This is a genomic window from Bifidobacterium asteroides (genome assembly GCF_009683175.1).
GTDB classification, from domain to species: Bacteria; Actinomycetota; Actinomycetes; order Actinomycetales; family Bifidobacteriaceae; genus Bombiscardovia; species Bombiscardovia asteroides_H.
This window is the reverse complement of sequence record NZ_WKKW01000001.1, coordinates 354,366-368,388: the sequence shown is the minus strand read 5'-3', so window position 1 is coordinate 368,388 and position 14,023 is coordinate 354,366. Positions and strand designations below refer to the sequence as shown.

The following is a 14,023-nucleotide window of genomic DNA, read 5'->3' as shown; positions in this document are numbered from 1 at the left end:
ACGACAAGGCCAATGACCGACGATCGATGAAAAGTTCTTCCGCCAAGACCTCTGATGGTGGGCAACGGTTCAAGAGGCCCGATCAGCCTTCGGGGGCCGATGGCTCCAGCCCGGCAGAGCCGACCGGCGAATCAGATCAGACTGCAGGCCGGAAGAAGCAGGACGTCCCCAAACCCTCAAAACAGTCCTCCAACAAGGCCAGGACCGATAAAAAGGTCTCAATGAGCGACAATCATCACGATGCTGAGCCCATGGGAGCCCCGCCGGCTCCTCCTGCTCCGCCTGAAGCCCCCAAGGCGGCAAGGAAGCCCCGTCGAGAGAACGAAGCACAGGCTCGGGATGAGCATGATGACAAGAAGAAGGCAGCACGATGAGACTGCGGTTCATCCTTTCCAGCACCTGGGACAACCTGCGCCGCAACGGGTCCATGATCCTTTCGGTCATGCTGGTCACCTTCATCTCATTTCTGTTCATAGGCGCCTCGGGCCTCATGCAGGCTCAGATCAGCAAGGCCAAGGGAGACTGGTACGACCAGGTGGAGGTGGTGGTCTGGCTCTGCCCGGACGGCACCAGCCAGGCGGCCTCATGCGCGACCGGCAAGGCCCCCACCAATGACGAGATCGTCAAGCTGGAGAACACCATCAATACCGAGCTGAGCGACTCCGTGGCCAAGATCACCTATCAGAGCCGTGAGGACTTCTTCAAGAACACCTTCCTCAAGCAGTACCCTGACGGTACCTACGAGGGAAGGACCATGACCGCAGCGGACATGCAGGGTTCCCTGCGACTCAAGCTCAAGGACCCGACCAAGTACCAGGTGGTCTCCGAGGTGCTGTCCGGTCGCGATGGGGTGGAGGAGGTCTCCGATCAGCGTCAGATATTCGACCCGGTCTTCAAAATCCTCAACAGGGCCACGGCGGTCACTCTGGTCCTGGCTGTGGTGATGGTGATTGTGGCCATTCTGCTGACCGGCACCACCATCAGGATGAGCGCTGCCGCACGTCGGAACGAGACGGAGATCATGAGACTGGTGGGAGCCTCCAACTGGACCATTCGGCTGCCCTTCATCCTGGAGGGCGTGGTGGCCTCCCTGCTGGGTTCACTTCTGGCTGTCGGAGCTCTGAGCGCCATCGTCAAGCTCTTCATTACCGACTGGCTGGCTCGCACGGTCCAATGGATGCCCTACGTGGACCAGTCCACGGTCCTGCTCATAGCCCCAGCTTTGATCCTTGGGGCCATGCTCTTGTCCGCACTGGCCTCCTCCATCTCCCTGCGACGGTATTTGCGGACCTGATTTGTGGCGACCGGCCAATCGATTTGGGGCGCAATCTCTGTCATAATGATGACTAGCATGGATAGCGATAGTGAGGGACTTGACCATGAATCGTACCAAACGGTGGGAGGCTATCTGCGGCCTCGTCGGATCGTTGGCCATGATGCTGGGCGGCGGAATCCTCGGACTGTCCGTAGCGCCTGAACCTGCCCGGGCCGACTGGAGCAGCTACCAGCAGAAAGTCCAGAACCACGCGGCCCTGAAGAGCAAGCTGGCTGGCGTCAGCGCCCAACTTGCCAACCAGATACTGAGCCTTGATGATCTGACTTCCAACCAGATTCCGGCTGCGCAGCAGAGTGCCATCGATGCCCAGCAGCAGGCCGAGCAGGCTGACAGCCTGGTCCAGGCCACCAACGATCGCCTGGAGGCGGCCCGCAAGGATCGCGCAGATCTGGAGGCCAAGATTCGTCAGACCGGCCTCGATTATGACGATGCCAAGGCTGGCGTGGCTCAGATGGCCAGAAAGAGTTTCCACGGGTCCGAGACTTCTCAGATCATGGACGTGGTGACCAAGTCTTCAAGCACCCAGGACTTCGTGGACAAGATGCAGTCCGATGCGGCTGTGACCAGGTCCGAAGCCAATACGGCCAATGATGCAGCCAATACCCTCAACTCCTCCATGAACAGGAAGCAACGTCTGGAGGCCATCGAGGAGCAGATCAGCACGCTCAAGGCCAAGGCCGATCAACAGCAGGCGGTGGCCCAGCAGGCTGTAGCGGCGGCTCAGGCCAAGCAGGACCACCTGCAGGCCCTGCGTGACCAGGGGGCCGCAGCACGCAAGCAGCTGGAGAGTCAAAAGGCTGCCCTGACCACACAGTCGGCCCGTGAAGCCGCAGATATCGTGGCCACCGAATCCATGATCGACTCGCTGAACACCGGCAATCCGGGCGGCAGCGCTGACCCGCATGCCGGAGGAGCCCAGCAGATCAGCAATGGCGGCGGATCCCGTCCGGCACGGAATCCACGGCCTGCCCCGCCCAGTAACAATGGCGGCGGTGGTAATAGCGGTAGAGGCAACGGTGGCGGCGGCGGCGCCTCCGGCATGAATTATGCAGTGCCGGGCAGCTGCCCCTCAGGTTCCGGATTCTGCTATGGCCATAGCACCGGCAATACAGTGGGTGGCAGCGCCTACCCCGCACGGCAGTGCACACTTTGGGCCTATATACGCCGTTCGCAGTTGGCTCTGCCTGTAGGTTCCTATATGGGTAACGGGGCTGATTGGGCCAATACGGCACGTGGCCTGGGCTACCTGGTCAACAACACCCCTCATGTCGGTGCTGTCATGGTCTTCGCCCGTGGCCAGCGGGTCACTCGTTGGAACGCCAACTGGTCCTATGGCCACGTGGCTGTGGTCGAGCGGGTCAATTCGGATGGATCGGTGCTCATCTCCGAAGGGGGCACCGGCTTCGCCGCCTTCCCCACCTATGAAACGGTCTATGGGGCAGGCAACTACCAATACATTCATTACTGATGCCGATGCGGGCCAGGTCCGCCACTTGGAACGGCATTATCACTGTCCGGAGTGCCAGGTAGCCTCCTTGGCGCGATCGAGAGGAGGATATTATGGCTAAGGAAACAGGCACGTCGATGATCGCCCAGAACCGCAGGGCCCGTCATGACTACCAGATTGAGGATCGGTACGAGGCCGGCATCGCGTTGACCGGGACCGAGGTCAAGTCTCTGCGAGAGGGGCGTGCATCCCTGGCCGAGTCATTCGTCAGCATTGACCGGCGGCACGAGGTCTGGCTGGAGAACGCCAATATCCCTGAATACCTCAATGGCACCTGGAACAACCACGCCCCCAAGCGCAAGCGCAAGTTGCTCCTCCATGCCAAGCAGATCGTTCGTTTGGAGCGGCAGATTCAGGCCAAGGGCTATACAATCGTCCCTTTGAGTCTGTATTTCAAGGACGGCAGGGTTAAAGTCGAGATCGCTGTGGCCCGAGGAAAGCGTGAGTATGACAAGCGCCAGTCTCTGAGGGAGGAGCAGGATCGCCGCGAGGCTCAAAGGGCCATGCGCTACCGCAACCGGCGGGGCTAAGCTTCGAGCCATACCTTCAGATAGACCTACCGAATTCCCTGAATTTCATAACGACCGACAATCGCCCACTGAGGGCTTCCCGTTCTATACACATTCGACACGCCCGGGGCTGGCGGCAATCGACAGTGTTGAATAGCGTCTTTGGCCTGCTATGGAGCCAAAAATACCAGGGTAGTCAGTCAGCAGGATTGAGTTAACCTTATTCTGTATGCATAAAAATACAAATGTGTGCATAATAGTGCATGTCAATCAAGAGCAATCGGGGTCGCTTCGGGGCGGTCCGGAAGAGGAGAAGACATGGGCAAGATCAAGGCGGTGTTGGCGACGGCTCTGAGTATCACCCTGCTGGCCTCCATCGGAGCCTGCGGAACCACAGACGAGGCGGACACCAGCAGTGCATCGGGCAAGGCCACCACAAGCTCCCACCCAGCGGCTTTTGACGTCAGCGGTATCAAGAAGGATCCGGCCATCGCGGCCAAGGTGCCCGAGTCGGTTTCCAAGGACGGCAAGCTGACCGTGGGTATGGAGACCTCATATGCGCCTGGCGAGTTCATGAGTGAGGATGGAAAGACCCCGATTGGCTTTGACGTGGACCTGTCGAACGCCATTGCCAAGGTCATGGGGCTCGATGGGGAGATGGTCAGCGCCTCCTTCGATACCATCATCCCGGCCATCGGCAGCAAGTATGACGCGGGCATCGCCAGCTTCACCATCACCAAGGAGCGGATGCAGTCGGTCGACTTCGTCACCACCTTCAAGGCAGGTACGGCCTTTGCCGTCAAGAAGGGCAACCCCTCCAAGATCAACCCTGACGACATCTGCGGCGTCAAGGTCGGCGTGCAGACCGGGACCATCGAAGAGCAGCAGGCAACCGACAAGATCTCGGCCGAGTGCAAGGCCAAGGGCAAGAAGCCGGTGGACGTGCAGTCCTACAAGCAGCAGACCGATGCAGCCACGGCAGTGGTCAACGGCAAGATCGATGTCTTCTACGCTGACTCCCAGGTGACCGGGTATGCCATCAAGCAGACCGACGGCCAGTTGGAAAAGCTGGGCAAGGATACCGACATCGTCCTGCAAGGTGCCGCTCTGAAGAAGGGCAGTGGCATGGCCGAGGCCACCCAGGCGGCTCTTCAGAAGCTGATTGACGACGGCGTCTACGCCAAGATCCTCAAGAATTGGGGCGTCCAGAGCGGTGCTGTTGAGAAGGCGGAGATCAACCCTGCGGTCTCTGACTGAGGCAAGGCCAGGCGCGGGTCGTCACACCGGGCGACCCGCGCCTCAGCAGGTGGTTCGGCCAATGGATCAGGCCTGAACAAGTACAGCGGTGCGGAAGGAAGCAGGAGATGCATACCAAGAAGGGGACGGACCAGATTCAGATCCCCGGCAGAATACATGCCAGGCCGGTGCGCAAACCGGGGCCGATCGTGGCTGCCGTCATCGTGGCCATCTTCGTGGCCATGCTGATCCACGGCATGGTGACCAATCCCAACTTTGACTGGCCCACGGTCTGGAAGTACCTCTTCAATGAGCACGTCCTGGACGGCATCAAGTGGACCCTGCTACTGACCGTCTATGCCATGGTCCTGGCCACAATCCTGGCCATCATCCTTGCAGTCATGCGCAAATCGTCCAATCCGGTCCTGCGCTGGGTCAGCTGGTTCTTCATCTGGTTCTTCCGCGGCACTCCTGTATACACCCAGCTGGTCTTCTGGGGCCTGCTTTCCGTGTTGATACCCAAACTGGCCATCGGCATCCCCTTCGGTCCCGAATTCTGGAGCATCGACACCAAGACCGTGCTGAACGCCACTGTGGCCACGGTTCTGGGCCTGGGGCTCAACGAGGCCGCCTATCTTTCCGAAATCGTCCGTGCCGGCATCGAGGCTGTGGATCCCGGCCAGGAGGAGGCAGCCAAGGCCCTGGGCATGCCGCCATCCATGATCATGCGGCGGATCGTCCTGCCTCAGGCCATGCGCATCATCGTGCCGCCTACCGGCAATGAGACCATCGGCATGCTCAAGACCACGTCCCTGGCTCTTGCCGTGCCCTTCACCCTGGAGCTCCAGTTCGCCACCAACGCCATCGCCAACCGCATCTACAAGACCATCCCGCTGCTGATTGTGGCCTGCATCTGGTACCTGGTCATCACCTCCGTTCTGATGGTCATCCAGGCCCAGCTGGAGAAGCACTACGGCAAGGGCTTCGACTCGCGGCCCCTGGCCGGGTCGGGGGCCAAGGACGGCAAGGATGGCGAGGACCCGCAGACCCGCCAGGAGACTGACAAGGTCAACAAGGTCATGATGGCCGGGCTGAACGCCTGAGCGCAGGAGGAGAATCATGGACGAGGACAGGCAGACCAGGAAAGACGGTCAAGGCGGCAAGGATCCGGCCATCGTCATCAGAAATGTGCACAAGGTATTCGGCAATCAGCATGTGCTGCGTGGAATCAACCTGGAGGTCATGCCCGGCACGGTAACGGCCGTCCTGGGGCCTTCCGGTTCCGGCAAGTCAACGCTACTGAGGCTGATCAACCAGTTGGAGACCCGTACAGCCGGCGAGATTTATGTAGACGGCGAGCTGACCGGATACCGGAAAATTGATACCGGCAAGGGCCCTGTGCTGCAGACCCTGGACGACAAGGCCATTGCCAGGCAGCGCTCCAAGATCGGTATGGTCTTCCAGCGTTTCAACCTCTTCCCCCACATGACCGCCTTGGAGAACGTCATGGAGGCGCCGGTACATGTGGGACGGGTTCCCAAGACCGATGCCCGCAAGGAGGCACAGGCACAGCTGGAACGTGTAGGGCTGGAGGACAGGATGGACTACTATCCCGCCCAGCTCTCCGGCGGCCAGCAGCAGCGTGTGGCCATCGCGCGAGCCCTGGCCATGCACCCTGACATCATGCTCTTCGACGAGCCCACCTCAGCCCTGGATCCGGAGTTGGTGGGGGAGGTCCTGGGGGTCATGCGGCAGGTTGCCCAACAGGGCATGACCATGGTGGTGGTCACCCACGAAATGGGCTTCGCCCGCGAGGTGGCTGAGCAGATCGTCTTCATGGACCAGGGTGTCGTAGTGGAACAGGGAGGCCCTGACACCATCGACCATCCTCGCACCGAGAGGTTCACTGAATTCCTGCATACCGTGCTCTAGTCTCAGGCTCTGCCAGGTTGTAGAAATTCCGGCAAGAAGCCTTCTGGACGGGCAGAGGTGGAACTCCCGTGGCTAGACTGGGGCCCATGTGCGGAATCGTCGGTTATGCGGGATCAGTACGGACGGCCTGCGGCAGACCCCTGGAGGTCTGCCTCAAGGGCCTGGAACGCCTGGAGTACCGGGGCTATGACTCGGCCGGAGTGGCCCTGGCTGCCCCTGGGATGGCACGGGTGGCCGTACGCAAGAAGGCCGGGCGCTTGGGCAATCTGGTCGCCGATCTGAAGGCCAAGCCAATGCCCGAGGCAACTGTGGGCATCGGCCACACCCGTTGGGCCACCAATGGCGAACCCACTGACATCAACGCCCATCCCCACATCAGCCGCGACGGCAAGGTCGCGCTGATCCACAACGGGATCATCGAGAACGCATCCAGGCTTCGTCTGGACCTGGAGACCGAGGGGTACACCTTCGTCTCCTCCACGGACACCGAGGTGGCTGCCAAGCTTCTGGGCAAGATCGCCCAGGAGATTATCGTTGCCACCGGCCAGCCGGACATCTTCGAGGCCGTCAGGCGGCTGGCCCGTATGCTCAAAGGGGCTTTCACCATCTTGGCCGTGGACTCAAGGCAGCCCGATCTGGTGGTGGGTATCCGACACGATTCGCCGTTGGTGGTTGGCCTGGGAGACGGAGAGAACTACCTGGGCTCCGATGTGGCCGCCTTCGTGGCCTATACCCGTCGAGCCATGGAGCTGGGTCAGGACCAGGCGGTCTGTATCAGCGCGGACCAGGTCGTGGTCACCGACTTCCAAGGGCATCCGGTGGAACATCCGCGCCGCTACACCATCGACTGGGATGCCTCGGCCGCCGAAAAGGGCGGGTGGGACTCCTTCATGGACAAGGAGATTCACGAGGATCCTGCGGCGGTCTCCAACACTCTGCTGGGTAGGTACGACGAGTCAGGCGACCTGGATCTGGACGAGGTCCATATCGATGAGGATGTCTTCCGTCAGATCGACAAGATTATCGTGGTGGCCTGTGGCACGGCCTCCTACGCGGGCCTGGTGGCCAAGTACGCCATCGAGCACTGGGTCCGCATTCCGGTGGAGGTCGAGCTGGCCCACGAGTTCCGCTACCGTGATCCCATTCTGACCCCGCGCACCCTGGTCGTGGCCATTTCCCAGTCCGGGGAGACCATGGACACGCTGATGGCGCTCCGGCATGCGCGCGAGCAGGGTTCACGGGTTTTGGCCATCTGCAACACCCAGGGGTCCACCATCCCCAGGGAGTCCGATGCCGTGCTCTACACGCACGCCGGCCCCGAGGTGGCTGTGGCCTCCACCAAGGCCTTTCTGGCCCAGATCGTGGCGGCCTACCTGCTGGGGCTCTATCTGGCCCAGGTCAAGGGAACCATGTATCGAGACGAGATCCACCAGACCATCGACAGCCTCAAGGCCATGCCTGCCAAGATTCAGAAGGTGCTGGACAGTCAGGCCGAGGTCATCAGTCAGACGGCTCAGCGCATGTCCAAGGCCCACTCCTTCCTCTTCCTGGGGCGGCATGTGGGCTATCCGGTGGCCCTGGAGGGGGCGCTCAAGCTCAAGGAGATCGCCTACATCTTCACCGAAGGGTTCGCCGCTGGCGAGCTCAAGCACGGGCCCATCGCCCTGGTGGAGCCGGGGGAGCCTGTGGTGGTCATCGTCCCCAGCGCCCGGGGCCGCAATGTGCTGCACGATAAGGTCATCTCGGCCATCGAGGAGGTCAAGGCCCGCGGTGCCTTCACTATCGTTGTAGCCGAGGAGGGCGACCCGGACGCCGACCGCTATGCTGACGTGGTCTTTTGGCGGCCGCCCTGCCCGACCCTGCTCAGCCCCCTGGTGGATGTGGTCCCCCTGCAGTTGTTCGCCCTGGACATGGCCCGGCTCAAGGGCCTGGACGTGGACAAGCCCCGCAACCTGGCCAAGTCGGTCACTGTGGAATAGAGGCTGTCCATGGTCGTCGGGTCCGAGCAGCGGGGGCATCGGATCGTTCTGGAGGAGCCGCAGATCCCCTTCGAGCCCAAAGTCATCTATGAGGACCGTCGCATCATTGTGGTCGACAAGCCCCACTTCCTGGCCACCATGCCCAGGGGGATGTGGCACGCGGAAACCGTGTTGATCCGGATGCGACGGCTCTACGGGGAGCCCGACATCATACCCGCCCACAGGCTCGACAGGGCCACCGCGGGTGTGCTTGTCCTTGTGCGCGATCCGGCCGCCAGGCGGGCATACCAGATGCTCTTCCAGGAGCATCGCGTGCGCAAGGTCTACCAGTGTCTGGCGCCGGTGCGACCCATGGTTCGTCCGCGGACCGGCACCGTGCGACATCTGGATCCGCCGCGGGTCTTCCCGCTAGAGCGCCGCTCCCGGGTTATCAAGCGTCGAGGGGTTCTCCAGGCCTGGGAGGAGCGCGGACCGGTCAATGCCGTTACCAGGATTGAACTGGCGGCGGGCCGGGGATGTCTGGCCACCTACACGCTTTATCCGCAGACCGGCAAGACCCATCAGCTTCGTGTGCACATGAATGCCCTTGGGCTGCCCATCGTGGGCGACGATCTTTACCCCAGAATCCAGGCCCGGGCCTACGACGACTTCTCCCGGCCACTGCAATTGGTGGCCCGTCGTCTGGAGTTCACCGACCCCTTCACCAGGGTTAAACGCATCTTCACCTCCTCTGTTCCCTTGGATCCTCAAGGAGAAGCCTGAACAGTCAGCCTGCTGGGACATAATGGTCAGGGGGATCCCGGAGCCGCGGGACGACGTGGACGCGGTAGGCATCCCCGTCCGAGAATCCAGACGGACCAGGAGGTTCTACCCATGAGCAAACCGACAAGGCGGGCCTATCGATGGCCCAAGCATCTCAAGGGTCAGCAGTCGCTCTGGTACGGATGCGACTACAACCCCGACCAGTGGCCCGAGGATGTCTGGGATGAGGACATCAGGCTGATGACCAAGGCAGGGGTCAACGTGGTGGCCCTGGCGGTCTTCTCCTGGTCGCGTATTGAGCCCAGCGAGGGTGTTTTCGACTTCGATTGGCTGGATCGGATCATCGACAAGCTCGGCCGGTCAGGCATCGGGGTCAACCTGGCCTCGGCCACGGCCACGCCGCCGCTCTGGCTGACCCAGGCCCATCCCGAAGTTCTGCTCAGGGACGAGCGAGGCGATACGGTCTGGCCCGGAGCCCGGCAGCACTGGCGGCCCACATCGCCGGTCTTTCGCTCCTATGCCTTGAAGCTCTGTCGGGCCATGGCCGAGCACTACCGGGACAACCCCTATCTGGTGGCCTGGCATGTGGGCAATGAGTATGGCTGTCACAATCGCTTCGACTATTCCGACGATGCCATGAGGGCCTTCCAACGCTGGTGCCGCCGCCGCTACAAGGACATCGACGCCGTCAACCGCGCCTGGGGCACGGATTTCTGGTCGCAGAGGCTGAGTGACTTCTCGCAGATTCTGCCTCCGCGTTTCATCGGCCAGGGGAATTTCCAGAATCCGGGCCGCATGCTGGACTTCGAGCGGTTCAGCTCCGACGCCCTCAAGGATTTCTATATGGCCGAGCGGGACACCCTGGCTGAGATCACTCCGGATATACCTTTGACCACCAACTTCATGGTCAGCGCCGGCGGATTCACCCTGGACTACGACGACTGGGGCAACCAGGTGGACTTTGTGGCCAATGACCACTACGCGACGCCAGGCAGGGATCATCTGGAGGAGCTGGCCTATTCCTCCAGCCTGGTGGACGCCATTGCCCGCCGACGTCCCTGGTGGCTCATGGAGCAGTCCACATCGGCCGTCAACTGGCGGCCGGTCAATCCCCGCAAGGAGCCTGGACAACTGGAGCGCGACTCCCTGGCTCACCTGGCCTTGGGTGCTGATGCCATCTGCTACTTTCAGTGGAGGCAGTCCCGGGCCGGCGCGGAAAAGTTCCACTCGGCCATGCTGCCCCATGCCGGCGAGGACACGGCTGTCTTCCGCGACGTCTGCCAGCTGGGTGGGGACCTGCAGGGGCTCTCGCAGGCCGGTTTGGCCGGCACTACGCTGGCCAAGGCCCCGGTGGCTCTGGTCCTCGACTACGCAAGCCAGTGGGCCAGCTCCCACGCGTCCTCGCCCAGCGACCGGGTCGAGCATGGCCAGGAGCCGCCGGTCTGGTACCGGGCCTTTCTGGACAACGCCATCCGGCCTGATGTCCTGCCGGTCAGGGCCACCTGGGAGGAGTATCCGCTGGTGGTCCTGCCGGCCCTCTACCTGATCGACGCCGAACTCTCCAAACGGCTGCACAAGTATGTGCATAGTGGAGGGCGGCTGATCGTCACCTGGGGCAGCGGTATCGCCGACGAGCAGGACCGTGTCTGGACCGGCGGTTATCCGGGGCCGCTTCGGGACCTGCTGGGGCTGTCGGTCGAGGAGTTCGCGCCCATGGCTCCCGGCACTCCCGGTCTGCTGGACCATCTGGACCTGACCGACGGGGTTACGGCCCACGATTGGGCCGATGTCATTGGCCACTTGGACAAGGGCACCAAGGTCCTGGCAAGTTACCGGGCGGATCCCTGGACGGGGATGGATGGCATGCCGGCCATGACCGTTCACGACTGGGGTCACGGCAAGGCCGCCTATCTGGGTTGCCGTCTGGACGCCCAAGGTCTGGCCAAGGTCCTTCCTGCCCTCTTGGAGGCCATGGATGTCGCCGATATGAGGTCGGCCCAGGGCGACCCCGATCTGTTGAGAGTTGAGCGAGTCAGCCAGGATGATCGGACGCGCTTTGTCTTTCTGTTCAATCGCACCAGGCATCCGGTGCAGGTTCAGGTGGAGGGCCAGGTCCTGGTGGGCTCGCTGACCGGCATCGACAAGGACGGCAAACAGGCCATTCTGCAGGTCAATGGCGCGCTGGTGCAGCGTGTGGTCGGCCATCGGCATTGAGCTGGTGAATCCTGTACATGCCGGCGAAGATCAGCTCGGGATCGTAGACCTCGATCAGATTGGTGTCCTGTGAGAAGGTACGACCCATGCCGCCCGTGGCCACCACATGGAAGTCCCGGCCTATCTCGCTGCGGTACTGGCGGATGATCCGCTCCAGGCCGCCGAGGAAGTTGTAGTATAGCCCGGCCTGCATGGCCGTCCTGGTGCCCGTGGCCATGATGGTCTGAGGACGGGTGATTTCCACCTGGGGCAGCTGGGCGGTCTGGCCGGCAAGGGCCTGGGCTCCTGAGCGGATGCCCGGTACGATCAGGCCTGAACGTATGGCGCCCTTGGCGTCCACATAGTTGAAGGTGGTGGCCGTGCCGAAGTCGATGACTAGGACCGGCCCTCCGTAGCGGTGGAAGGCGCCCACGCAGTCAGCGAGACAGTCGGCGCCCAGGGAACGCGGGTCATCCAGCCGTATGTTCATGCCGGTCTTCACACCGGGGCCCACCACCATAGGGTCGATGGAAAAGAAACGGATCAGGCAGGACCTGACGGCGTGCATGACCGCGGGAGCCACAGAGGAGATGATGGCGTCCTGCACATCCGCAGTCTTGTAGCCGGCCAGGGCCATGAGCTGCCTCAGCAGAAGCCCGAACTCATCGGCCGTGTGGTCGATTCTTGTGGTCAGTCTGTAGGAGGCGGCGACCCGGTCGCCCTCCATGAATCCGACCTCGATGTTGGTGTTGCCGATGTCGATGGCCAGCAGCATGTCTCTTCCTCCCTGCCGTCGTCCGGGCGCGTGGCGCTTTCCGAATCCATCCTAAGCGCATAAGCCTGGGTGATGGCTTCAGGGAGTATGCTGGTGGGCGGTGATCGACCAGAATGGCGGTCAACCGCAGCATAAGGATTCGTCAATGAATGCAGATCGACACGGCACGCATGCGCATGACAGCGTGACCGCAACAGATACAGATGCGGCCCAGGAGTCAGGCCCCAGCACCGATCCCGAACTCAACGCCAGGATCAGGCCCATGAGGTCGGGCGGTAACACCCTGCCCTGGAAGCTGCTCAGTCTCCTGCTGGCCCTGGCCTTGGCATTCTCCCTGTGGACCGGGCATCGTGGTGCTACTGGCCAGGCCGAGGGCGGAACTGTAGCGGATTCGGTCACGGTGGGGCTCAAGCTTGCTCCCACCAACTTGGACATCCGCAACCAGTCGGGCACGGCGCTGGATCAGCTTCTGATCGGCAACGTCTATCAGGGCCTGGTGTCACGGGATTCCCGGAACCGGGTGCGCCCGGGCCTGGCCAGGACCTGGAATGTCTCCGAGGACGGGCTGGTCTACACTTTCAACCTGCATGAGGGCATCCGTTTCTCCAACAATCATGCTCTTCGGGCCCAGGACGTGGTCGACTCCATACGCGGGCTTATGGCAGGACACTATCAGGGTAGCGAGATGCTGGAGGGTTTCCAGGACGTTGAGGCCACGGATCCGCTGACGGTGCGTCTGACGCTGTCCAGACCCTACCAGGACCTGCTCTGGCAGCTGAGCGGCCGGGCTGGCCTGGTCTTTGACCGGCGGGCCCATTACGACATGAAGACCCAGGCCGTGGGTTCCGGCCCATATCTGCTGGAAAGCTTCCGCCCAAACGACTCGGTCACGCTCAAGGCCGATCCGCACTACTGGGGGAGCGACAAGCCTAAGACGCCAACCATCGTCATCCGTTACCTCAATGACGACAATGCTGCCGTCAACGCCCTGCGCAGCGGGGATGTGCAGGTGCTGGCTCCGGTCACTGAGAATCTGGCCAGCTCCTTCCGCAACAACCCCGACTTCCAGGTCAAGGAGGGCAATGACACCGACAAGTACGTCCTGGCCATGAACGGCAAGGGCGCCGCCACATCCGACCCGCGGGTGCGGAAGGCCATCCGCTATGCCATCGACCATCGGCAGCTGATCGCCTCCCGGGGCGGATCGGACAGGGCCCTGGGCGGACCAATACCGTCCCTGGATCCCGGCTATCAGGATCTGACCGGACTCTACCCCCACGATCCGGAGCAGGCACGGCGGCTTCTGTCCCAGGCCGGATATGGTCCCGACCACCGGCTGAAGCTGCGGCTGACCTACGCCAACACCTACGGCAGCGAGTTGGGCGATCAGCTGCGCTCGCAGCTGCGCCAGGTGGGCATCGACCTGGACGTGCGGGTGGTGGAATTCTCGGTCTGGCTGCAGGACGTGCATGCCAACAAGGACTACGACCTGTCACTGGTGGATCATGGCGAGAGCCACGACTTCCATCAGTGGGCCAACCCCAACTACTACTACAACTATGACAATCATCAGGTCCAGGAGCTCTACCAGAAGGCCATGGCCACGACCTCGGCCGATGACTCCAACAGGCTCCTGGCCCAGGCCGCCCGAATCGTCAGCAACGACGCGGCGGCGGACTGGCTCTTCAATTACCGGGTGACCACGGCCTGGCGGACAGGGTTGGAGGGCTTCCCGGTCGATCTGAACCAGTCCCTGATGCCCTTGTCCGACGTGACCTACAGACGGGGGTGACC

Annotated in this window: 12 protein-coding genes; 10 read left to right on the top strand and 2 right to left on the bottom strand. The window is 62.2% G+C overall.

What is annotated here, in order from left to right:
* Positions 1 to 235: 235 nt before the first annotated feature.
* On the bottom strand, positions 236 to 295 hold the full coding sequence (locus tag GKC41_RS09070; protein WP_367379055.1) for a hypothetical protein: 60 nt from the start codon (positions 293 to 295) through the stop codon (positions 236 to 238).
* A 75-nt stretch (positions 296 to 370) separates the two neighbouring features.
* On the opposite strand from GKC41_RS09070, the gene ftsX reads away from it, so the two are divergent.
* The 9 genes from ftsX (at position 371) to GKC41_RS01575 (ending at position 11,475) form a co-directional block, all read left to right on the top strand.
* Entirely contained in the window at positions 371 to 1,294 is a 924-nt protein-coding gene (gene ftsX, locus GKC41_RS01615) for a permease-like cell division protein FtsX (protein ID WP_154312669.1), read from the top strand.
* Between the two features lie 85 nt (positions 1,295 to 1,379).
* The gene (locus tag GKC41_RS01610) at positions 1,380 to 2,804 is read left to right on the top strand and encodes a CHAP domain-containing protein (protein ID WP_154312667.1); all 1,425 of its coding nucleotides are present in this window, start codon (positions 1,380 to 1,382) and stop codon (positions 2,802 to 2,804) included.
* A 92-nt stretch (positions 2,805 to 2,896) separates the two neighbouring features.
* The gene (smpB, locus tag GKC41_RS01605) at positions 2,897 to 3,373 is read left to right on the top strand and encodes an SsrA-binding protein SmpB (RefSeq protein WP_110413238.1); all 477 of its coding nucleotides are present in this window, start codon (positions 2,897 to 2,899) and stop codon (positions 3,371 to 3,373) included.
* A gap of 297 nt (positions 3,374 to 3,670) precedes the next feature.
* The gene (locus tag GKC41_RS01600) at positions 3,671 to 4,609 is read left to right on the top strand and encodes an ABC transporter substrate-binding protein (RefSeq protein WP_154312666.1); all 939 of its coding nucleotides are present in this window, start codon (positions 3,671 to 3,673) and stop codon (positions 4,607 to 4,609) included.
* 107 nt (positions 4,610 to 4,716) lie between these two features.
* Entirely contained in the window at positions 4,717 to 5,691 is a 975-nt protein-coding gene (locus GKC41_RS01595; RefSeq protein ID WP_154312664.1) for an amino acid ABC transporter permease, read from the top strand.
* A 16-nt stretch (positions 5,692 to 5,707) separates the two neighbouring features.
* Positions 5,708 to 6,520 (top strand): amino acid ABC transporter ATP-binding protein, encoded by an 813-nt coding sequence (locus GKC41_RS01590; protein WP_154312662.1) that lies wholly within the window; start codon positions 5,708 to 5,710, stop codon positions 6,518 to 6,520.
* An 86-nt stretch (positions 6,521 to 6,606) separates the two neighbouring features.
* Complete coding sequence (gene glmS, locus GKC41_RS01585) at positions 6,607 to 8,499, top strand: glutamine--fructose-6-phosphate transaminase (isomerizing) (RefSeq protein WP_154313057.1); 1,893 nt, start codon at positions 6,607 to 6,609, stop codon at positions 8,497 to 8,499.
* Positions 8,500 to 8,508: 9 nt separating this feature from the next.
* On the top strand, positions 8,509 to 9,261 hold the full coding sequence (locus tag GKC41_RS01580; RefSeq protein WP_154312660.1) for a pseudouridine synthase: 753 nt from the start codon (positions 8,509 to 8,511) through the stop codon (positions 9,259 to 9,261).
* Positions 9,262 to 9,372: 111 nt separating this feature from the next.
* Positions 9,373 to 11,475 carry a beta-galactosidase gene (locus GKC41_RS01575; protein WP_154312658.1) on the top strand — a complete coding sequence of 701 codons (2,103 nt, stop codon included), beginning with the start codon at positions 9,373 to 9,375 and terminating at the stop codon, positions 11,473 to 11,475.
* On the opposite strand, the gene GKC41_RS01570 is transcribed toward GKC41_RS01575, so the two are convergent.
* Positions 11,432 to 12,229: a type III pantothenate kinase gene (locus tag GKC41_RS01570; RefSeq protein WP_154312656.1), complete on the bottom strand. Its 798-nt coding sequence runs from the start codon at positions 12,227 to 12,229 to the stop codon at positions 11,432 to 11,434. The two genes, GKC41_RS01575 and GKC41_RS01570, sit on opposite strands and share 44 nt — an antisense overlap.
* Positions 12,230 to 12,374: 145 nt before the next feature.
* Between GKC41_RS01570 and GKC41_RS01565 the strand changes: the two genes are divergently transcribed.
* Entirely contained in the window at positions 12,375 to 14,021 is a 1,647-nt protein-coding gene (locus tag GKC41_RS01565; protein ID WP_154312654.1) for an ABC transporter substrate-binding protein, read from the top strand.
* Positions 14,022 to 14,023 lie beyond the last annotated feature (2 nt).

Excerpts from the sequence above, each read along its gene's own strand:
- ftsX (WP_154312669.1), top strand. The coding sequence starts at position 371 with ATGAGACTGCGGTTCATCCTTTCCAGCACCTGGGACAACCTGCGCCGC.
- GKC41_RS01610 (WP_154312667.1), top strand. The coding sequence starts at position 1,380 with ATGAATCGTACCAAACGGTGGGAGGCTATCTGCGGCCTCGTCGGATCG.
- smpB (WP_110413238.1), top strand. The coding sequence starts at position 2,897 with ATGGCTAAGGAAACAGGCACGTCGATGATCGCCCAGAACCGCAGGGCC.
- GKC41_RS01600 (WP_154312666.1), top strand. The coding sequence starts at position 3,671 with ATGGGCAAGATCAAGGCGGTGTTGGCGACGGCTCTGAGTATCACCCTG.
- GKC41_RS01595 (WP_154312664.1), top strand. The coding sequence starts at position 4,717 with ATGCATACCAAGAAGGGGACGGACCAGATTCAGATCCCCGGCAGAATA.
- GKC41_RS01590 (WP_154312662.1), top strand. The coding sequence starts at position 5,708 with ATGGACGAGGACAGGCAGACCAGGAAAGACGGTCAAGGCGGCAAGGAT.
- glmS (WP_154313057.1), top strand. The coding sequence starts at position 6,607 with ATGTGCGGAATCGTCGGTTATGCGGGATCAGTACGGACGGCCTGCGGC.
- GKC41_RS01580 (WP_154312660.1), top strand. The coding sequence starts at position 8,509 with ATGGTCGTCGGGTCCGAGCAGCGGGGGCATCGGATCGTTCTGGAGGAG.
- GKC41_RS01575 (WP_154312658.1), top strand. The coding sequence starts at position 9,373 with ATGAGCAAACCGACAAGGCGGGCCTATCGATGGCCCAAGCATCTCAAG.
- GKC41_RS01570 (WP_154312656.1), bottom strand. The coding sequence starts at position 12,229 with ATGCTGCTGGCCATCGACATCGGCAACACCAACATCGAGGTCGGATTC.
- GKC41_RS01565 (WP_154312654.1), top strand. The coding sequence starts at position 12,375 with ATGAATGCAGATCGACACGGCACGCATGCGCATGACAGCGTGACCGCA.